Raw genomic sequence first — 19,958 nt, 5'->3', positions numbered from 1 at the left:
GCATTCATAAATACATTTTACCTCCCACATATAGACCTCACTCTACAGAATCCATGATTTTTCCCATACTGTCCATAAGCTGAATGTTATGCAAATAGGTATAAGCCTCTCGGCATCGTCCATAATGGATACTATATTCTGGCAAACCATGTATCCCTATACAAGTACAAAACAAAAACATGACCGAGAATCATACAAGCCCCAAAGGAGGAGTCGATGTGCGATTGGCAGACTGCCTGGTCCAAGCGGACATCCATACACTGCAGGCTATTGCTCGCCATTATCAATTCTCTTGCGCACTCTATTCCAAAAACGAGATGATCCAAGAAATTTTGCACCATTTTCGCATAAACCCACAATTTCAACTCGAGCAAACTGCTCAAGAATATTTGCAAAATCCAATTTACGCAAGATTAGCACTTCACAAAACAGGTTTTTTTGCTAAAGAAGAAATCCAAGCTATGTTCCAATCTAATCCAACAGATTCGCTGGATCTGCAAGAAGCAATTTCCAGAGGTTGGTTGATTCCTATCAGAAAGTATAACGGTGACACCATCTATGTCTTGCCAGATGAGCTTCGTGAGCATTTACTCTATAGCGTGATCGACCAAATGCGTGAGAAATTGGTTTTTCATGAAGACGATGAAAATATCTCTTTGGACAAAACATCAGTTCTGAGTGATTTGCATACATTTTTGCAATACACAGAGAGACACCAGGTACAACTCACTGTCAACGGTTCAATTTACAAACGGCAGTTAACACAAATACTCGAATTGATGTCAACTCCTGAAGAAATACCGGTCGAGAGCTGGCGCTTTGGTTATGGAAGAAGATTTCATGACTATCCAGATCGTTTTGCTTTACTTTATGATTTCAGCTACTTTACTGGACTGTTAGAAGAGCAAGAAGTTGGGCAACTCATTATAAATTCCAGCCATCCTTGGTTACAAAAGGGTAACCACGAACAGTTACAGTCGCTATTTGAATTTTATATTCGATCTTATCGTCGACCTTTGCCGCGCCTACCTCTGATTTTATCTTTACTTATACATTTGTCCGAAAGCTGGGTTCGGGAAGACACTGTATATGAGGTTATTCAACACTTTTTATCTGATTTTTATTTTGATTCCAAAGAACAGGTGTGGAAACAAAGAATTTTACAAATGCTTCATTATCTTGGAATTGTGCATCTTCATCAAGAAACTTTTTCAGATTCTATACACAACTGGTTTCAAATGAGCAAACTCGGTCTACAATTATTGCTAGGAGATATTAAGTTAAGTGAAGAGAAAATTCGTCCAAACGCGACACTCCATGTACACCCGAACTTTGAAATTGTGATAAGCTCTCCGACTCATCCCTTTTTTGTAGAATTGGGACGCTTTGCAGAAATGATGGAGAGTACGGAAAGTTATCTCCGTTTCAGAATTACCGAGCAACGTGTTCAGGATGGACTTGCGGCAGGTTACTCGCTCTCTGATTGGCTCGAACGCTTGTCTAAGCAAACGGCACTAGCCATTCCAGGCAATGTCGAGCGGACTTTGCAAAAGTGGAGTAACAGGGGTATACAAAAGGAGGTGAAAAGCCTCATCGAGGATTAAAGAAAGAAACCTTTTTGAACGTACACAATTTTGCGAAAAATAGGCGAGTTCTGTGAGGTTTAGCAGGAAAACCAGAAGAACCTCTCGAATAAAATATACAAAGAATTCTTACTACTGCAGAGTCGCATCTCACCAGACCGCTTTCGGATACGCCGCTTTACAAGGAGGAGTCGGCTATGGCCACAACCGTTACAATCGCCGAGAAGAAACATTTTCTCCGTTGGTTTCTCGCGAATTACCAGCTGCAAAGCCGTGAAGCCGAGATGCTGGTCCGGTATATGATGACACGCGAGAACGTATTGCGCCGAGTTCATTTTGTGGATAATTTTCGGCATCTGCCAAGAGTCATGGTCATTTCAACCACATGTGTGCAGGTTGCGCCGTTCCGCTATTATCGCCGCAATAAGCCCGTCAGTACAGATGTTGAACAAGCATTTTTAGACTTGTATCAACATCCAGACGAGGATGTGTATGTAGGATTCTTTTTTAAAGAACGCGCAACCAGTGCTGAATACGCCGCTGTTTTAGAAGAAACAGCGTCTCATGAACTTGAACCTGCAGTAAAAGAATTAATTTCTCTGCAGGCTGAATGGATTATTGATGTATCTCTTCGCAATTACCAGCGGGAACTGCTCATGCAAGCAGTTGACAGAGCACTTGATGGCGGAGACAAACAGGCTTTTATTGAAGCAAGCCGAGCATTGATTGAATTTGATCATATGCAGCCACTCGCTTCAACCAATTGATAAATCTGACGTAATCATCTTCATCCAGACACCACCTTATACCTCAGCCAACGGGGAAAGGTGGTGTCTTCTTGATACGGTGAAGCAGTTATTGCTTGCTCATCAAGGGCTAGGCTGTTGCTGCTCTGCAGGCTGGACAGCGTTTTCGTTGGAATCAAACGTGAACCCTTCACCGAGAACTTCATGAACATCATTGACAATGACAAACGCTGTCGGATCGAGCTTGGCCACAATCTGTTGCACGCGTATCACTTCTTCTCTCGATACAACAACATAGACAACAGGACGCTGTTGACCAGTATATCCGCCTTGACCACTTAAAATGGTAGTGCCTCGGCTCAAGCTATTGTGAATTTCCTGAACAATTTGCTGATACGATCCTGAGATGATATACAACGCTTTGCTTCGTGACATTCCTTCAATGACAAAATCAATCACTCGACTGGAGACAAATAACGCAACGAGCGAATACATGGCCGTCTCATATCCAATCATCAATGCCACCAGACCGATTACAATGACATCAATAATAAAAAGTAATCGTCCCATGGCAATGCCTCGCGCTTGACGTATCAATCGGGCAATAATATCGGCACCGCCAGTCGTTCCGCCAGCTCGAAAAATCAACCCTAGTCCAAGACCTGTAATGACACCGGCATAAAGTGCTGCTAGCAGTTTATCATGTGCATCAACCTGCCAATGAACCGTCAGCCAACTGAATAAAGATACAGAAAGAACACCCAATGTTGTTTTAATAACAAACTGATGGCCAAATTTTCTCCACGCAATCCAGAGTAACGGTAAATTCATGATTAAAAATGAAACACCAATAGCAATATGCAATCGATAAAGAAGCAGGACTGAAATACCGACAAAACCACCTTCCGCCAGGTGGTTTGCAACTAAAAACGCATTTAGTCCTATAGAATAAATCAATCCACCCAAAATAATGATGAAATACTCTCTTAGTACATTCCACATCAGCATGCCACTCACTTTCGCGGACCAGACTGCTGTTTGCGTTGTACGGTTATGGTATCTGAACGCAAACGAGCCCTTTTTCCATGGTGAGGCAGATGTCCAAAAACTCTGCCGCTCTTTAGTATGGCTTAAATTTGTTCACGATGGAATGGGGCGTGGTAGGTACGCAAAAGTGCAACTAAAAAAAGTAACGATAAACAGCCGAATGCTGTATAGCCATATTGGACAATCGACTTAAATCCTACAGCCGATAAAAGACCAGCTAGGGAGAGAATGAGCGGTAACAACCAACGTCTTTGCTTACCTTGATCTGGTGACAAAAAGGCAAGCGCGTAAACATTGCTGACAATAGTGGAAAAAATTTCAGCCCAGAGTACCAAGGGAAAAATCCATTCCAACCAAGCTCCCGCGTGTGCCGCAACATAGGCCATAGGCAATGCGTAATTACGCGCCTCTTGTCCGTAACAAAGCAAGATAAACGTTACCGTCAACAACATCATTCCAAGTGCCAAAGATCCCAGTAGAGAGCCTAGTTTTAATTCCTTTTGATGATGGGCAGTCGCCCCAAGTGGAATAAGCACTCCGGCAGACAATCCTACATTTAATCCTATGTAAAATAGAACCGACAAAACTGCATGCAGAAAACCTGGATTTGTGTTACTGATTATCCATTGGGAATGAACGGGCCATTTATGTTGAAGAAATGTCTGCCAGCCAACGTAAATCACAAAACTGACCATGAGTGGAACAATAATCACATTGGCACGCATTAAGCCATGAATGCCATGACGCACGGTAAACCAAGAGAGCAAGGCTGTCAAAAAAACGCCTAAAAAGTACGGCGCATGCAACCTCTCCCGAAACAATTCACCAGCTCCGGCCAACATGGCGACTGTCAATCCAAACATCATCATCACATAAAGAATGTCAATCAGCCATGCACCACGTTTGCCAAACATAACTTTGGTAGCGTCACGAAATGTATGGGCTCGGAGAATACGACCTAGTCTGAGCATTCGATAGCCGAAAAAAATAAAAAGCAGCGTAGTCAATAAAACCATGGAAAATGCAGGAATACCAAAGCGAACAAAAAACTGATCCACCTCTCGGCCAGAGGCAAATCCTGCTCCTACCACTGTTCCGATATATACACATGCAATTTGTACACTGCGCCAGATGGAGCCATCTTGCATGCCGATGTCCCTCCCTTCTTTACTATCCTATTGAAGATATTGGACACCCATTCCACCACAATCCAGCTTGATGAAAAGAAATACTCTGCATAAATTTGCTCATTTTTTAGAATGATTGATTTCAGAATACATAGACAATTTTTTGAGAAAATAGCAATTGCTATAATGACCGTGGAGGTGGATGTCATAAACTTATCCTTCATTACGAGTCACGATGAAGAAAAGCATGCGTGGCTGGTCAAACTCTGTTTATACCAAGTTAACCACGTTAAATTCAGTTATCATGAAAAATCGGAGTTCACTTCACTCTAAGTTTCATGAAGAAGGGGATTGCAAAATGGAAAAAACACCTATAACAGTAGCTTATGGAGACGGAATTGGTCCGGAAATCATGACAGCAACATTACGTATCATACAAGCAGCAGGTGCCCAATTGGACATAGAGACGGTCGAAATTGGAGAAAAAGTTTACAAACGCGGCGTAGACTCCGGCATGGATCCAGGAGCTTGGGAAAGCATTCGCAAAACTCGAGTTTTTCTAAAGTCTCCTATTACCACTCCACAAGGTGGGGGATACAAAAGTCTTAACGTAACCATGCGCAAGGCTCTAAACTTATACGCTAACGTTCGTCCTACCATCGCTTACTCCCCATATGTAGAAACCAAACATCCCTCTATGGATTTGGTCATTATCCGAGAAAACGAAGAGGATTTGTATGCAGGCATTGAACACCGACAGACTCATCAGGTTTACCAATGCCTCAAACTCATTACACAACCAGGTTCGGAACGTGTCATTCGCTATGCATTTGAATATGCTAGAGTCAATCATCGCAAAAAGGTTACTTGCTTTGTGAAAGACAACATTATGAAACTGACAGACGGATTATTTCATAAAGTTTTTGATCAGGTTGCATCTGAATACCCAGATTTGGAACATGAAACGCTTATTGTTGACATTGGGGCAGCAAGGTTGGCAAATACACCAGAAAAATTTGATGTGATTGTTATGCCAAATCTCTATGGTGATATTTTGTCTGATGTAACAGCAGAAATATCCGGATCTGTCGGTTTGGCCCCATCGGCCAACATTGGCGATGGTTTTGCCATGTTTGAAGCTATTCATGGTTCTGCACCAGATATTGCTGGACAGAATATTGCTAATCCGTCTGGCTTGTTGCTTGCAGCCGTGATGATGCTCGTTCACATTGGTCAGTCAAAAGTGGCAGAGCGCGTTCATCAAGCGTGGTTGCGAACAATTGAAGACGGTATACATACTCGGGACATCTATCGAGAAGAAATAAGCCGTCAACAAGTAGGCACAGACGAGTTTGCGGATGCCGTGATTGCTCGATTAGGACAGCATCCTCAAGTATTAAAACCCGTCTCCTATCGAGAAGATATTGTCATGGCTCGTCGCCATATCAAGCCTGTTGAAAATACGCTCAAACAATTGGTGGGTGTAGACATATTTCTTGATTGGCAGTCAGGAAGTGCTAACGATTTGGGCAGCCAGTTAAGCACCATTTCTGTAGGTGAACTCAAGCTTGAAGTGATCACCAATCGCGGTATCAAAGTGTGGCCAAACGGGTTGCCGGAGACGTTCTGCACCGACCACTGGCGGTGTCGATTCCGCAAAACAGATGGAAGCCATGTAACCGCTGATGAGGTGATTTTGATACAAAAGAATATTCTTAATGCTGGATTTGACATTATTAAAACAGAAAATCTCTACACATTTGATGGTGTACCCGGATTTTCTGCAGTACACGGTTAATTCATCAAAAAAGAACGTTTTCAAAATTGGCTGTGAAGCCCTATTGTGAATGACTTAGTGCACAAACCAAACTGCCTTCCTCGCACTACAAAGTGCCGAAGGCAGTTTTTAATTTTCAGAATACCAGACAACGGCTTTAAACAAACATAGGCTCCATTCAAAAGCAAAAAATTGGATTTCCTGGATGACCACAAAATTACGAGTTGAAACATGAAGCAAGCCCGGTATCTCACAGCGCTTGTCTCATATATATGAATTGAATTCTGATAGCTTGTCTGTGAAAGGGAGGTGATAGACGTGCTGTTCACTATGCTATGGTCCTCACTTCCCGTTTCATCAGGCATCCCTTAAAGGAGGTGCGCGATGAACGCGCTACAAGCAATGATTATGGGTATTGTGCAGGGAATCACGGAGTTCTTGCCTATTTCTTCATCAGGTCATCTCGTCATGCTCGCAAAAATCTGGCATTTGAATCCAGAGGCTTCCGGAACTCTATTTGTCCTTTTTTTACATCTTGGTTCCCTTATTGCCGTCATGTATGCTTTGCGTAAGGAACTGATGTGGTGGTATCGACATCCTAAGTCCCGCTTGACGTGGATGATTGGCGTCGCGCTTTTGCCAACAGCCGTGATTGGCGTTCTGTTTGAAGAATGGTTTGAACATCTTTTTTCTACAGGGGCTACAGTAGGTTTAGAATTTGTCATTACCGGATGCATACTTTGGTGGATGGACAGTCGTACTGACGGAATGAAAACAGAAGAAACGATGCATGTCAAAGACAGTTTATGGATAGGTGCATTACAAGGCGCAGCCATCTTACCCGCTTTATCACGTTCTGGGCTTACCATAGCCGGAGGACTTTGGAGAGGAATGGAACGCCGAGCAGCTGCTCGTTTTTCTTTTTTGCTCAGCATTCCAGCTATTTTAGGAGGCATCTTAGTAGAATTGGACGATCTCTTTGAAGATCCGGTTGCTGCTCATCACTTGCCTTGGATGCCTATACTGGTAGGTACGGTTTCCGCAGCCGTTGCTGGATATATTGGCGTTCGTTTCACCTTTTGGCTGCTTGAAAAGTGTCGCATGCGGATTTTTGCAGTCTATACTTTTGTACTGGCTGCCTTTATTCTATCCGACCAGATCTTTTTTCACCGATTTTTTCCGCCGCTTTTTATTCTCCACTAAAAAGAATTTTCGCAATCCAACACATTCTTGGTATCAAAAAACCTCCAAATCCACACATTGTGGAGATGGAGGTCTTTTAACGCTTCTTTATCCATAGCTATCAACCATTGATTTGACGCCGCTGCCAACCGAGGAATGCAAATGCTGCAAAAAGCATGATCACCAGTGATAAAACCCAGATATGCAAATTCTGCCATGCCAGAGACCAATAGGGCATAGTGCTGGATTCGCTGGTTGTTGAATGAGTCCACATAGCAAAAGCTGGTGAAATATTAGCTATTGCTGGACCAACTTCCTTCGCAAGACCTGCCTTAAAGAGAATAACAGTAATCAATGCTGCCAGAACAGCATGCAACAGACGAGCCAAAAAATAAGGTTTCATGCGGATATCCGTTTGTGTCAGAACACTGGCAACCTGGGCATGAACTGCTAAACCGCTCCAAGCAATAATACCACTGATAACGGCTAATTTTTGAATCATAGGGGCCGCCACGGCTGCAGCTTGAGCCGATCCGATATCTAGCTCCAACACACCGGCAAGCATTGGATGTACCAATCCAGTATTCAGTCCGAAGAAATGAAATACATACATCAAAGGCCAGCCAATGAGCGTCATCAATCCAGACAGATGCAAGATTTCAATAAGTACTGCAAAAAAAACAATAAATCCACAAATCATTAGGAGGGTTTGAATGGATTCAGTAACAGAATTGCCCAGCAGTTTCCCAAAAGGCCGACCATCTTCTTCGTGAGCCTCCAACATCGCTTGATAAGCTCTTTTGAGAATAAAGGGACGAGGGCTTGATGGATTCGTTTGCTCTTCAGTATGGACGCTTACAGATGCCTGTTGTTTGTTGAGTCTTTCTTCCTTACGTCCCCAGAATTTAAAGAAAACACCTACCAAAAAGGAAGAAATGTAGTGTGCCAGAGCAATAAGTCCGCCGAGTGCAGGGGATTTGAGCATGCCCACAGCAACTGCCCCAAACATGAAAAGCGGATCGGCCGTATTCGTAAAAGCCAGTAAACGTTCTCCCTCTATACGCGAACACTGACCTGTTTCTCGAAAACGGGCTGTAATGACTGCATCCATGGGATACCCAGCAGCAAGCCCCATGGAAAGTGCAAAAGCACCTACCCCTGGAACACTAAAGAGTGGACGCATCAGAGGTTCTAATAAAACACCAAATCCTCGTACAACACCAAGACCTAGCAATAATTCTGACAAAATAAAAAACGGCAAGAGTGAGGGAAATACCACATCCCAAAATACTTTCAGTCCTGACATACCTGCTTCAAATCCCTGTTTGGGATACACGCACAACGCAATGGTAAAAATGATGGCCATGGCAGCCAAAAGCAATGTCGACCCCCTGCCTCTGCTTACCCTGCTCAAAACAACCAACTCCTTCGATTATGGCGCTCTCTTTGTCCACAGTTATCCGTTAAATCTTATGAGGCAAGTCCGCAAATATGTGAAAGTTACTTTTTTGCCAGCTGATAAGAAGAACCAGTATAATTTCTCAATGGGGCCTCGAGATTCATACTAGCTCGTCAGTTCATTCGATGATCCTAAAAGGAGAAGGTCATACAATGGAACTTGCCGCTGTTGCCAAACGAGTAGACGACTATATTTCTCAATTCAAGGAAGGTTATTTTCAGCCGATGACGTTGGTTGTCAGGTTGACGGAAGAATTGGGGGAACTTGCTCGCGAGATAAACCATGTCTATGGAGAGAAACCCAAAAAATCGAGTGAACCTGAAGGTAGTATTGCTTTAGAGATAGGGGATATATTGTTTGTCTTAACTTGTCTCGCTAATCGACTGAATATCTCGCTGGAAGAGGCTTTTGTCGCCGTCATGGAGAAATTTGAAACTCGCGATGCCAATCGTTGGACGCGCAAAAATGGGAAAGAGGCATAGGGATAGACGTACAAGCGATGTTCATTTCCGTCGGCATATGTTGCTGGTGGAGGGGAGTCGCTGTGAACGGCGAGGACTATTTGCAAGAAGGATACGCCTATCTCTATGAACAAAATTTTTATCGGGCGGAACAATCTTTTCTTCAGGCAATTCTTTGCGATCCTAGTAATCCAGAATATTATTTTCACGCTTCTGTGACTATGCATCGCAATCAGGCCTATCAAAAGGCGTTGCAACTCGCGCAGATAAGCGTGGAATTAGCGCCGGATTGTGAATTGTATGCACAAAATCTGCAAGAAATTGTCGCATCCATTCTTGTACAAAATGCCTATCGGGCGCTTTCAAATGGAAACAAGCTACAAGCGGCAAAAGATTTTGCCGAAGCTTGTCTTCGCGATCCGTTTAATGTAGAAGCATTTCATGGCTATGAGTATTTGCAACATCTTTTACGCAGGGAGTCGTAGAACTAGACTTCCTGTGCTGGACAAGCTAAGAAAAGAAGAAAGGAGTTCTGATGGATGACAAAACCCATTCGTGTAGTGGTTGCGGGCGCTGCAGGAAAAATGGGACAAGCTGCCTTAACCGCTATTCAATCTGATGAGCGATTGCAATTGGTTGGTTGTCTCGTTCGACATACTCCTAAGAATTTGCCAATAGAAAAAGGTCGAGAAGTGGTAGTGGAGAGTCAGGTCCAATCGCTCTTAAAACAGACAGAGCCTGATGTATGGCTCGATTTGACAGACGCTGAAAGTGTCAAAAAGCATGTAGATATCGCTATTAGTGAGGGAGTTTCACCTGTTGTCGGAGCTACAGGTTACAATATGGAACAAGTGGAGGCTTGGGATCAAGCATGTCGCGAAAAAGATATTGGCGGTCTGGCTTGCCCGAATTTTTCAGTGGGAGCTTTGCTGATGATGCGATTTGCCAAAGAAGCCGCTCGCTTTTTCCAACATATCGAGATTGTGGAATACCATCATGCTGGTAAAAAAGACGCACCTTCTGGTACTGCGCGCAGAACAGCAGAAATGATTTCAGACGAAGCCCTTCCATCTGAACGGATTGAACCGCCATTACAAAGTCGTGGCATGATGGTCGCTGGTATACCTATACATAGTGTGCGCTTACCGGGCCTTGTCGCTCATCAGGAAGTACTGTGTGGCGGAGTAGGAGAGTTATTAACTATCCGTCACGACTCCCTGTCCAGGGATAGTTTTATGCCAGGTATTCTCGAGGCTTGTGTGGCTGTAAAAGAATTAAAAGGTATGGTTTATGGATTGGAACATGTACTTTTTTGACAGAGAAGCGTTTGAGAGAGTATGGCTCTACGACATTCACACAGAAAGGAGGCCACAGCCATGCGCATTGGTATCAGTTGTTATGCTACAGTTGGCGGGTCAGGAGCCGTGGCTACAGAACTGGGCAAAGCATTAGCCACCAGAGGCCATGAAGTTCATTTTATCGTATCTGACGTTCCTTTTCGTTTGGGTGAATTTCGTAACAACCTATATATTCACGAAGTAGAAACTGTATCGTACCCGGTTTTGCGGACACCCCCATATGATTTCTCATTGGCTGCCAAGATGGCCGATGTTGTTGCCGAATACCATCTCGATATTTTACACGCTCATTACGCCTTGCCTTTTGCTGTCTGCGCTTTTCTTGCCAAAGAGATGCTTGGAGAGAATAAAGTGCGCACAGTAACCACGCTCCATGGAACAGACGTGACCGTTCTCGCGCAAGATCGCAGTCTCAAAAATGTCATGCGTCTTGGTATTGAGCGCAGCGATGCTGTAACCGCCGTCTCTCACAGTTTAATTGAGGAAACGCGTAGTCTGTTTGGCACGGAAAAGGAAATCGAATGTATATATAATTTTGTCGATCCGGATATCTTCCGTCCGCAAAGTGAACGACAAACGCGCGCCTGTCTCGCCAGACCTGGAGAGCGTGTGCTCATGCACGTTTCTAACTTTCGTAAAATTAAGCGAGTACCGGATGTCATTCTCGTCTTTCAAAAGGTTCTTCAACAAGTCGATAGTCGACTTATTTTAGTTGGTGAAGGGCCAGAACTTACAGCAGCAAGAGATTTGGTTCGTCAACTTGGTCTACAGGAAAAAGTCAACTTTCTGGGCAAACAAGATGAAGTAGCCTCGCTTTTTGCTGCAGCTGACGTATTCCTGTTGCCATCAGAAAAAGAGAGTTTCGGACTGGTTGCTCTGGAGAGTATGGCTTGCGGAGTTCCGGTCGTCGGTTCCATCGCAGGGGGCATTCCTGAAGTGGTGAAACCCAATGAAACTGGATTTTTGTTTCCCATTGGCGATGTCGACGGAATGGCTAATGCTGTCTTGCGCCTCTTTTCAGACGAAAATTTATATCATCGGTTATCCGTTGGTGCCAGAAAAACTGCCGAAACACAGTTCAATGTTGCAGAGCAAGTAGCTCATTATGAACGAATTTACCAACGACTCATTGAGGATGCAAGCCGGTGATTGACGTTCATTCTTTTGTACCGCCATCGATTCTTTCCATTCTTAAACGTATAGAAGATGCTGGATACGAGGCAGTCATTGTTGGCGGTGCTATTCGCGATTATTTATTTGGCCGGAATATCAATGATTGGGACGTGGCAACTTCCGCACGTCCCGAACAAGTGCAGAAAATTTTTTCACATACAATTCCTACCGGATTGCGTCATGGAACCATTACAGTAATTGAAGCAGGTGAAATTTGCGAGGTTACGTCCTATCGGAAAGAAAAGCATTATAACAATGGAAGACATCCTGAACTAGTGGAATATACAAAATCGCTTTATGAAGACTTAAGCCGACGGGATTATACAATAAACTCCATTGCTTTATATCGCAACGGAAGGTTGTTTGACCCGTTCGATGGTAGAATAGACATTCAAAATAAGATCCTTCGTACGGTAGGCAATCCGCAACAACGTTTAGCAGAAGACGCCTTGCGTCATCTGCGAGCTTTTCGTCTAGCGGCTGATTATGACTTGGAAATAGAATCCATGACTTGGCAAGCTATGTGTCAAAACGCCCACATGACCTCGTGCTTATCACGAGAGCGGATGAACCAAGAGTTATTACGCTTTGCCAAATGTGATTGGACCGCCTGGGCTCCTAAGCTTGGTGCTGGACTCTGGTTACGTCATCCACTTTATCCAGGTTTGTCTATACTAGCAGATGGCATGATAGCAACAAGAGAGCATGATGAGCACAATTGGCTGCAAGTATTACAGTCTTTTACTGCAAAAGAATGTCAAGAAATTGCGATTGGACTTTGGCTCCTACGTGCTTATTCTGCAACGAAAACCAAACCAAGTTTGGAATCATTGCAAAATTTGCAAAGAAGCCTTGGAAAATCTAAACATTGGTTGACAAGTTGGATGGAACGATTGGAGTTATTGAAAGAACTGCTTCCGCTCTCCGTTGATCTCTTTATTCCTTTATTGGCTAAAAAACTGATCATCAAAGAAAAAAGCCATAAGGATGCCCATATGTTGCTAGCCCTTCTGGCTATGCAAAAAGACTTGCCGGTTCATCCATTATTCAAAAAATATCAAACCCATCTAAAGACGCTTCCCATAGAGCATATTCGAGATTTGGCTGTTCGAGGCAGCGACATAGCCTTACATCTAGCTCTATCAGGCCCACTTATTGGACAAGCTTTATTTATGGCTCAAAATGCTGTCATAGAAGGCCGTGTTGACAATAAAAAACCGATAATTCTTGATTGGCTTAAAAAGCAGATGGAGGAAAACAGTGACTTGGAGAAGTGATACTGAGAATATCCGCCTACATTTAGCCGAACTGTTTATTGAGCATCTAGGAGAACCCCTTTCTGGAGAACAACTCTCGCGAGAGATCGGTATCTCACGTACCGCTATATGGAAACACATGGAATATTTAACGGAAATAGGATTTCAATTTGATGCTGCTCCAAGACGTGGGTATACATTGAAAGAAATACCTGACTGTCCTTTGCAGCCTGTCGTCGTTCGCTATTTAAAAAATTCTACGACCTTAGGCCGTCAAGTGACGCACAGAAGCCGAGTCCATTCCACCAACACAATCGCTTCAGAATTACTAAGCCAAGGAGCTCCCCATGGTACTGCAGTTACTGCTGACGAACAAAGCGGTGGCCGGGGGAGAAGAGGAAGGTCCTGGATTTCTCCATTTGGCGGCCTCTGGATGTCACTTCTTTTAACGCGACCTTTGCCACTGCATAGAGCAGGCGAAATTACACTATTAGCAGGAGTTGCTACTGCGAGAGCGCTTGAACATACTTTTGGTTTACCGGCACGTATCAAATGGCCCAATGACATTCTGCTCCATCAGAAAAAAATTTGCGGTATCTTGGCTGAAATTCGAGCTGACGGAGAAAATGTGCATTCGGTTATTCTTGGTATAGGCATGAACGTCAATCTCACTGAAAATGATATTTTGCCAGAACTGAGAAACAAAGCATCATCCTTACAGATGGAAACTGGTCAACGTTTTTCACGGGCTGAAGTGATGGGGGCCATTCTGAACGAATTCAATCCAATGTATACTGAACTGGTGGAAAATGGAGGTGGTTTTGCCAAAGTTCAAGAAGAATGGTTAAGCCTTTGTGCACATCTGGGAGATTGGATTGAAGTGCAGCTGGGTACAGAACGCAAGCGCGGATTGTGTCTATCGATAGACAGAAATGGTGTTCTGTTGATGAAAATGGACAACGGTCAAGAAATTCGAGTTCCATCTGGAGAAATTGTTGCTTCAGAAACCATTTGTTACTAAGTCACAACCTCTGATGAGCCTTTTTGCCGCTCCCTATGCTATCTTACTGCATGGATTGCCTGCACTTGCCGGGCATAGGGAGAACGCTGTCGCACCATCCTGTGTTTAAACAAGAACGACGGAGGTGAGGAGCGTGTCACATCCAAGTTCTTCTTCAAAAAAGCTCTTTAGGACAGGCAAACAGCAAGTATACAGTAAACGCTTGTCTGAATTCGCGCAAACTCAATCCATATCCATTCAACATCCACAATTAACTAATCCTACTCATGATTTACTGCAAAAAGCTTGCGCTTATTATGAGTTACAACTCTATACATCGGCCAAGGAAATTTTTCAAAAAATCACGAACATCTATCCTCACCCTGACATCTATTGTCTATTGACATCTTGCTGTATTTATCTAAATGATTTGGACGAAGCGCAAATCTATTTAGAAGAAATAATTTCCTTTTCCAACCCAAAATATCGAGCTTCCATTTGGCAATTATCAGCAGAATTAGCTCTTCAACAAAATCATTACTTAGCTGCGATTGTGGCTTTGCGACAATATCTTAAATATAAACCTATGGATGGGGGAGTCTGGAAAGTATTAGGGCTCTGTTTGCTAACGGAAAAAAAATATCGCGAAGCACTGTTTGTGTTTTTCCGCTATGCTAGGCTCACGCCACCTGATGCTGATACACTATTACTCCTTGCCTATACTTTTTGCAAATGCGGCAATGATATACGAGCAATGGAAATTGTGCGTGCAGCACTTAAGCAATTTCCATACCATGAATATTTAGCTTTATTAGGGAGTTTTTTAGCATTCCGATTACAGCGTCCTTTAGAAGGTTTAAAATATTGCCATAGAGTGCTCTATCTTCAGCCAGAGCATCCAATCGCTCACATGCACGTTTATTTGCACAAATGGTACAATACTCAACATAGCGTCCATTAAGGAGGACAAACTTTTGGATTTGGTTGTCCTAGATATAGAAACAACTGGTTTTCGCCCGGATAAAGATGAAATTATTGAATTAGCTGGCGTACGCTTCCGAGAAGGTATTGCAGTTGATGAATTTTCTACACTGGTCAAACCGAATCAAGGTGTACCGCACCAAATTTCCGAATTGACCGGGATCGATAAAAGTATGTTAATAGACGCGCCTTCTGTGGAAAAAGCATTGCCAGATTTTTTGGATTTTATAGGCCAATCTCCAGTGGCAGGACACAATGTACGTTTTGATATTCAATTTTTAGAAGCAAATGCCAGAAGAATAGGCATATCTTCTCCCAAATTAGAGAACTCTCTAGATTCCTTGGCTATAGCTCGCATTATTTTACCTAAAAATAGTGAATACAGTTTGGCAGCTCTCGTCAAGCAGTTAGATATTACTCATGAAGAGCAACATCGGGCACTTGCAGATGCTAAGGCTACGGGTGAACTCTTGATAAAGCTTCAAGAAATAGCTTCCAGAAAATGGCCTACAAATTTGCTGTCGGAAATTTGCCAATTGGCTTCTTTTATTTCTCCTACTGTAGGTGCATATTTTGAAGAAATTCGGACTTTGGCTGAAAATGAGAAAAGTTTTCAAGCCATTCGCCCCTTAGATCAGATTCAGGGTCTTAGTTTTGCAGTAGTCACTGAAGATCACACAATCCAAGGTTCTAATTCGTTATTAGAGAACAATGAATTAACATTACCGGAAAAATCGGCCCATCTTCTTTCTTCAGAAGGACCCCTGCCACAGATGTTCTCACAATTTGCGGCTCGAGAAGCTCAAATGGACATGGCACGAATGGTGGCTGATGCCCTGGATAATGGTCAACATCTTATGATAGAAGCTGGAACAGGTACAGGGAAGTCGCTTGCTTATCTGGTTCCCTCTGCGTTATATGCCAAAAGCTCAGAAAAAAAAGTGGTTATTTCTACTCATACACTTGCTCTACAAGATCAGATTGAACATAGAGATTTTCCAATTCTGAAAAAAATGTTCCCTTTTCCAGTACACCTTGCAGTTTTAAAAGGACGCACCAATTATGCTTGTTTGCGTAAAATTCGCCAAGAATCAGCTTCGCTTATGATGACCTCCGATTCTTATGAGATTCAGTCATTCATGATGTTTATGAGCTGGTTGGTGGAGACAGAGAGAGGATTAAAAGATGAACTCAGTGTAGCAGCTGCAAGTTCTGGAACCTGGCAACGCATTCAAAGTGAGAGTGATTCATGTATTGGCAAACGGTGTGCTTTTTTTAAACGTTGCTACTATTTCCAAGCTAAGCAAAGCGCCCAGCAGGCAGACTTGGTGGTTACCAACCATTCACTGGTCTTCTCTGATTTAAAATCCGATCATCGCGTACTGCCAAGTTTCGATTATTTAATTATGGATGAAGCGCACCACGTGCGAGATGTGGCAACCAAACATCTAGGATCTGAGGTTCACTGGCTTCAATTTTTAGGTTTGAGTTATCGCTTGTCCAGAGAAGGCGTCCGCCACTCTTTACTTCAAGATTTACGACGTAAATATACCGATTCACCGCAAGCTGAAAGAATCATTCCATCAATTGAAAGAGCAGAAGAACACATTTTATCGTTGCGTCAAGTTATGGAAAGGATATTTTTACTATTTTCAAATTTGATTCCAAACGAAAGTAAGGAACTTCGTCTCTCAGATAAAATTTATCGGGCTCCAGAATGGGAAGAATTTCTTTCTTTACAAAAACAATTAGAAAATAGAATGGTGTCTTTGCAGGAAGAAAAAAATAGCTGGCAAAAGTGGGGGGAAGAAGACGAAGATACGGATCGCGGTGGCCGGATGCTGGACGCTCTAGGCTATCTTGAACAGCTCATGGCACAATGCGCTCTTCTTTTTAAATTACCTCTTCTCACTGAAACTGAAGTCTGCTGGCTAGAAAAGAATGGAACACGTGAAAAACCACTTCTTTCCTTACATTTTGCTCCTCTCGATGTATCGGATATTTTATGTCGAGAACTTTTTCAGAAGAAAGATTCCATTGTCCTGACATCAGCCACATTGACCGTCAATCAGTCGTTTGATTATGCGAAACGGCAACTGGGACTAGAAAAAGAAGAGGATTTGCTCACAGCGACACTGCCCTCTCCGTTTGATCTTGGTCAACAAGCGCGTCTTTGTGTTCCACGTAATATACCGGAGATGTCTAAACTTTCGCCGGAGGAAACTGCTCATTGGCTAGGTCAGGCATTAAGCCGTCTGGCAATGGCAAGCGGAGGGCGCATGCTTGCACTTTTTACGAGTCATGCTTTACTAAAAGCGACGGCTGCTCGTATGCGGAGTTCTTTAAAAGCGGCCAACATCAATATTTTGGCACAGGGAGTACACGGCAATCGCACTCAAGTACTGCGCGCTTTTAAAACACATCCAAGATCTGTTCTCTTAGGAGCGCAGTCTTTCTGGGAAGGGATCGATTTGCCAGGAGATGAGTTGACAACGGTGGCTATGATCCGATTGCCCTTTGCGCCGCCTAGTCATCCAATAACAGAAATGCGTCATGAGCAATTGAAGCAAGAAGGGATTAATCCCTTTTTAGAAGACAGCTTGCCGGAAGCCATTGTTCGTTTTCGCCAGGGATTCGGACGCTTAATTCGTACAAAGGACGATCGCGGTGTCGTTGTCATTTATGACAAACGTATCTTGACTGCACGCTATGGATCTTCATTTTTGCACGCTTTGCCGGGAGTTCACCCGCTCATTTCTGACGAGGAAACGATTTATCAAGAAGTACAACGTTTTTTACAACCAACTTCTGATGAAGAAACAGGTTGAATGTTCTCTCATTCCAAGTATGCGTCATATCAGGAAATTGGAGTTGAAAATGGATGCGTCCAACAGCAGACTATGCCGTGATCGGCGGAACAGGTGTTTATACAGCAGGACAGCTTGAACACTTACAAGTTTATGAAGAGATGACTGAATACGGACATGCTCAAGCTATGATTGGAGAAATCAGAGGCAAACGTGTCGCTTTCTTGCCGCGTCATGGCTTAAAGCATCAAACTCCTCCGCATCTTGTCAACTATCGGGCAAATATTAGGTTATTGCAATTGCTGGGAGTCCAAAAAGCGGTGGCCACGGCGGCTGTAGGCTCACTTCGTAAAACCCTTCGGCCAGGTCAACTCGTTTTGCTAACAGATTTTCTTGATTTTACACGCACGCGTCCAGCTACTTTTTATGAAGAGGGGCGGGTTGTACATATCGATATGAGCGATCCATACTGTCAAACAGTACGTTCTTCTCTCGATGTAACAGCCAAACAGGAGAATCTAGATGTAATACCTTCTTCCACTTATGTTTGTACAGAAGGACCCCGTTTTGAAACTCCTGCTGAAATTCGCTACTTTGCACAAATTGGCGGAGATGTTGTAGGAATGACCAGTGTACCTGAAGTGGTTTTGGCAAAAGAAGCTGGAATTTGCTATGCATCGATTGGTATTGTCACCAATTTTGCGGCAGGAATTTCTACACAACCACTGACCCATGAAGAAGTGGTCACAACCATGTCAGAAAATATCGAACGAGTTCGCAAACTTATGGAACGTTGGATAGAGGAGGATAATCTTCAACACCGTCCTTGCTCTTGTGCTCAAACTGTGCAAAGCATGAGTCATCTTTAATAAAAATAATCTCGGAAAATTTCCCCGGTGCCAAGAACAAATTTACAAAAGGAGACATAATTGAATGTCACTACGAGCTATTGAATGGGACGAGCATAAAGAAACATTGAAATTGCTCGATCAACGAGTTCTTCCGCATCAGTCGAATTGGATAGAATGTTTGAACGAAGAAGACGTTGCAGCAGCGATTGCCGCCATGGTTGTACGCGGAGCTCCAGCCATTGGACTGACTGCAGCGTACGGCATCCTTTTGGCTGCCATTCAGGCTGTCAAAAATCACGAAGCTTTATGGCCCCGACTCAAACGAGCTGAAAAAATGCTCATTGCAGCACGTCCCACAGCTGTTCATCTGCAGTTCACGCTGGAGGAAATGCTCAAAGGTGCTGAACAACTGGAGGATAGCGATAAAACGATAAGTTATTTACTCTCTAAAGTCAGGAAAATAGAACAGGAAGATTCACTCAGTAACCGAAATATCGGTGCTCATGGAGCCAATTGGTTACAGAAAAGAAGAGGAAAACAACCACTGGTTTTGTTGACTCATTGTAATACAGGCGCATTGGCAACTGCAGATTTTGGAACTGCGCTCGGCATTATCCGTACTCTGCAGGAACGAGGAAGCATATCGAACGTATTTGTAGACGAAACTCGTCCCTATCTTCAGGGTGCTCGTTTGACTGCCTATGAATTGGAAGCTGAAAACATACCCTATACGCTGATTACCGATAGTATGGCAGCTGCAGCAATGCGTTTGAAAAAAGTTGATGCAGTTATTGTTGGAGCTGACCGAATTGCCAGCAACGGTGATACAGCGAATAAAATTGGAACATACAGTCTGGCCGTTCTGGCCAAAGCTCACCAGATTCCTTTTTGCGTGGCAGCGCCACTCGCCACATTTGATTGGTCACTTCCTTCTGGTGAAAAAATTCCGATTGAGGAACGACCTGCTGAGGAAATGGTAATTTGGAATAAAACACCAATTGCTCCTCAGAATGCTCGCGTATGGAATCCAGCTTTTGATGTAACGCCTTTTGAATGGATCTCAGCAATTTTTACAGAAGAAGGAGTCATTGAATCTATAGCAGACTTGGAGCGCTTACATCAACGAAACACTCCTTCCATTACCATGTAA

The 19,958-nt window shown here is 43.4% G+C and carries 17 protein-coding genes; 14 read left to right on the top strand and 3 right to left on the bottom strand.

Going from position 1 to position 19,958, the window contains the following annotated elements:
- Positions 1-179: 179 nt before the first annotated feature.
- On the top strand, positions 180-1,604 hold the full coding sequence (locus tag BUA75_RS03535; protein WP_207549696.1) for a hypothetical protein: 1,425 nt from the start codon (positions 180-182) through the stop codon (positions 1,602-1,604).
- A 176-nt stretch (positions 1,605-1,780) separates the two neighbouring features.
- Positions 1,781-2,350: a YpiB family protein gene (locus tag BUA75_RS03530; RefSeq protein ID WP_072873207.1), complete on the top strand. Its 570-nt coding sequence runs from the start codon at positions 1,781-1,783 to the stop codon at positions 2,348-2,350.
- Between the two features lie 102 nt (positions 2,351-2,452).
- On the opposite strand, the gene BUA75_RS03525 is transcribed toward BUA75_RS03530, so the two are convergent.
- Together BUA75_RS03525 and BUA75_RS03520 are read right to left on the bottom strand one after the other, a co-directional pair.
- Positions 2,453-3,331: a YitT family protein gene (locus tag BUA75_RS03525; RefSeq protein ID WP_370541552.1), complete on the bottom strand. Its 879-nt coding sequence runs from the start codon at positions 3,329-3,331 to the stop codon at positions 2,453-2,455.
- Positions 3,332-3,459: 128 nt separating this feature from the next.
- Entirely contained in the window at positions 3,460-4,524 is a 1,065-nt protein-coding gene (locus BUA75_RS03520) for a YkvI family membrane protein (RefSeq protein ID WP_072873205.1), read from the bottom strand.
- A 337-nt stretch (positions 4,525-4,861) separates the two neighbouring features.
- On the opposite strand from BUA75_RS03520, the gene BUA75_RS03515 reads away from it, so the two are divergent.
- Together BUA75_RS03515 and BUA75_RS03510 are read left to right on the top strand one after the other, a co-directional pair.
- The gene (locus tag BUA75_RS03515; protein ID WP_072873204.1) at positions 4,862-6,301 is read left to right on the top strand and encodes an NADP-dependent isocitrate dehydrogenase; all 1,440 of its coding nucleotides are present in this window, start codon (positions 4,862-4,864) and stop codon (positions 6,299-6,301) included.
- A gap of 363 nt (positions 6,302-6,664) precedes the next feature.
- Positions 6,665-7,483, top strand: a complete 819-nt coding sequence (locus tag BUA75_RS03510; RefSeq protein ID WP_072873203.1) for an undecaprenyl-diphosphate phosphatase — start codon at positions 6,665-6,667, stop codon at positions 7,481-7,483.
- Between the two features lie 100 nt (positions 7,484-7,583).
- Here the strand turns inward: BUA75_RS03510 and spoVV are convergent, their stop codons facing one another.
- Positions 7,584-8,843: a dipicolinic acid transporter SpoVV gene (gene spoVV, locus BUA75_RS03505; protein ID WP_242650240.1), complete on the bottom strand. Its 1,260-nt coding sequence runs from the start codon at positions 8,841-8,843 to the stop codon at positions 7,584-7,586.
- Between the two features lie 230 nt (positions 8,844-9,073).
- Here spoVV and BUA75_RS03500 point away from each other — a divergent pair, with 230 nt between their 5' ends.
- The 10 genes from BUA75_RS03500 (at position 9,074) to mtnA (ending at position 19,958) form a co-directional block, all read left to right on the top strand.
- Positions 9,074-9,403 carry a nucleotide pyrophosphohydrolase gene (locus BUA75_RS03500; RefSeq protein WP_072873202.1) on the top strand — a complete coding sequence of 110 codons (330 nt, stop codon included), beginning with the start codon at positions 9,074-9,076 and terminating at the stop codon, positions 9,401-9,403.
- A 62-nt stretch (positions 9,404-9,465) separates the two neighbouring features.
- On the top strand, positions 9,466-9,867 hold the full coding sequence (locus tag BUA75_RS03495) for a hypothetical protein (protein WP_072873201.1): 402 nt from the start codon (positions 9,466-9,468) through the stop codon (positions 9,865-9,867).
- Between the two features lie 54 nt (positions 9,868-9,921).
- Positions 9,922-10,698: a 4-hydroxy-tetrahydrodipicolinate reductase gene (gene dapB / locus BUA75_RS03490; RefSeq protein ID WP_072873200.1), complete on the top strand. Its 777-nt coding sequence runs from the start codon at positions 9,922-9,924 to the stop codon at positions 10,696-10,698.
- 60 nt (positions 10,699-10,758) lie between these two features.
- Positions 10,759-11,889, top strand: coding sequence for an N-acetyl-alpha-D-glucosaminyl L-malate synthase BshA (gene bshA / locus BUA75_RS03485; protein WP_072873199.1), 1,131 nt, complete (start codon positions 10,759-10,761; stop codon positions 11,887-11,889).
- Positions 11,886-13,190, top strand: coding sequence for a hypothetical protein (locus tag BUA75_RS03480; RefSeq protein WP_072873198.1), 1,305 nt, complete (start codon positions 11,886-11,888; stop codon positions 13,188-13,190). Before bshA ends, BUA75_RS03480 begins: the two co-directional genes overlap by 4 nt.
- Positions 13,174-14,190 (top strand): biotin--[acetyl-CoA-carboxylase] ligase, encoded by a 1,017-nt coding sequence (locus BUA75_RS03475; RefSeq protein WP_165611936.1) that lies wholly within the window; start codon positions 13,174-13,176, stop codon positions 14,188-14,190. The genes BUA75_RS03480 and BUA75_RS03475 overlap by 17 nt, the downstream gene beginning before the upstream one ends.
- 133 nt (positions 14,191-14,323) lie before the next feature.
- Positions 14,324-15,130 (top strand): tetratricopeptide repeat protein, encoded by an 807-nt coding sequence (locus BUA75_RS03470; RefSeq protein WP_072873197.1) that lies wholly within the window; start codon positions 14,324-14,326, stop codon positions 15,128-15,130.
- Positions 15,131-15,143: 13 nt separating this feature from the next.
- Complete coding sequence (locus tag BUA75_RS03465; protein WP_072873196.1) at positions 15,144-17,978, top strand: helicase C-terminal domain-containing protein; 2,835 nt, start codon at positions 15,144-15,146, stop codon at positions 17,976-17,978.
- 53 nt (positions 17,979-18,031) lie between these two features.
- Complete coding sequence (gene mtnP / locus BUA75_RS03460; RefSeq protein WP_072873195.1) at positions 18,032-18,826, top strand: S-methyl-5'-thioadenosine phosphorylase; 795 nt, start codon at positions 18,032-18,034, stop codon at positions 18,824-18,826.
- Between the two features lie 64 nt (positions 18,827-18,890).
- The gene (gene mtnA, locus BUA75_RS03455) at positions 18,891-19,958 is read left to right on the top strand and encodes an S-methyl-5-thioribose-1-phosphate isomerase (RefSeq protein WP_072873194.1); all 1,068 of its coding nucleotides are present in this window, start codon (positions 18,891-18,893) and stop codon (positions 19,956-19,958) included.

Origin of the sequence: Alicyclobacillus tolerans (assembly GCF_900142255.1) — a bacterium.
GTDB lineage: Bacteria > Bacillota > Bacilli > Alicyclobacillales > Alicyclobacillaceae > Alicyclobacillus_I > Alicyclobacillus_I tolerans.
This window is presented reverse-complemented; position numbering and strand designations above follow the sequence as displayed.

What these genes read in the sequence shown, in the direction of transcription:
- BUA75_RS03535 (WP_207549696.1), top strand. Translation starts at nt 180, where the DNA reads ATGACCGAGAATCATACAAGCCCCAAAGGAGGAGTCGATGTGCGATTG.
- BUA75_RS03530 (WP_072873207.1), top strand. Translation starts at nt 1,781, where the DNA reads ATGGCCACAACCGTTACAATCGCCGAGAAGAAACATTTTCTCCGTTGG.
- BUA75_RS03525 (WP_370541552.1), bottom strand. Translation starts at nt 3,331, where the DNA reads ATGTGGAATGTACTAAGAGAGTATTTCATCATTATTTTGGGTGGATTG.
- BUA75_RS03520 (WP_072873205.1), bottom strand. Translation starts at nt 4,524, where the DNA reads ATGCAAGATGGCTCCATCTGGCGCAGTGTACAAATTGCATGTGTATAT.
- BUA75_RS03515 (WP_072873204.1), top strand. Translation starts at nt 4,862, where the DNA reads ATGGAAAAAACACCTATAACAGTAGCTTATGGAGACGGAATTGGTCCG.
- BUA75_RS03510 (WP_072873203.1), top strand. Translation starts at nt 6,665, where the DNA reads ATGAACGCGCTACAAGCAATGATTATGGGTATTGTGCAGGGAATCACG.
- BUA75_RS03500 (WP_072873202.1), top strand. Translation starts at nt 9,074, where the DNA reads ATGGAACTTGCCGCTGTTGCCAAACGAGTAGACGACTATATTTCTCAA.
- dapB (WP_072873200.1), top strand. Translation starts at nt 9,922, where the DNA reads ATGACAAAACCCATTCGTGTAGTGGTTGCGGGCGCTGCAGGAAAAATG.
- bshA (WP_072873199.1), top strand. Translation starts at nt 10,759, where the DNA reads ATGCGCATTGGTATCAGTTGTTATGCTACAGTTGGCGGGTCAGGAGCC.
- mtnP (WP_072873195.1), top strand. Translation starts at nt 18,032, where the DNA reads ATGCGTCCAACAGCAGACTATGCCGTGATCGGCGGAACAGGTGTTTAT.
- mtnA (WP_072873194.1), top strand. Translation starts at nt 18,891, where the DNA reads ATGTCACTACGAGCTATTGAATGGGACGAGCATAAAGAAACATTGAAA.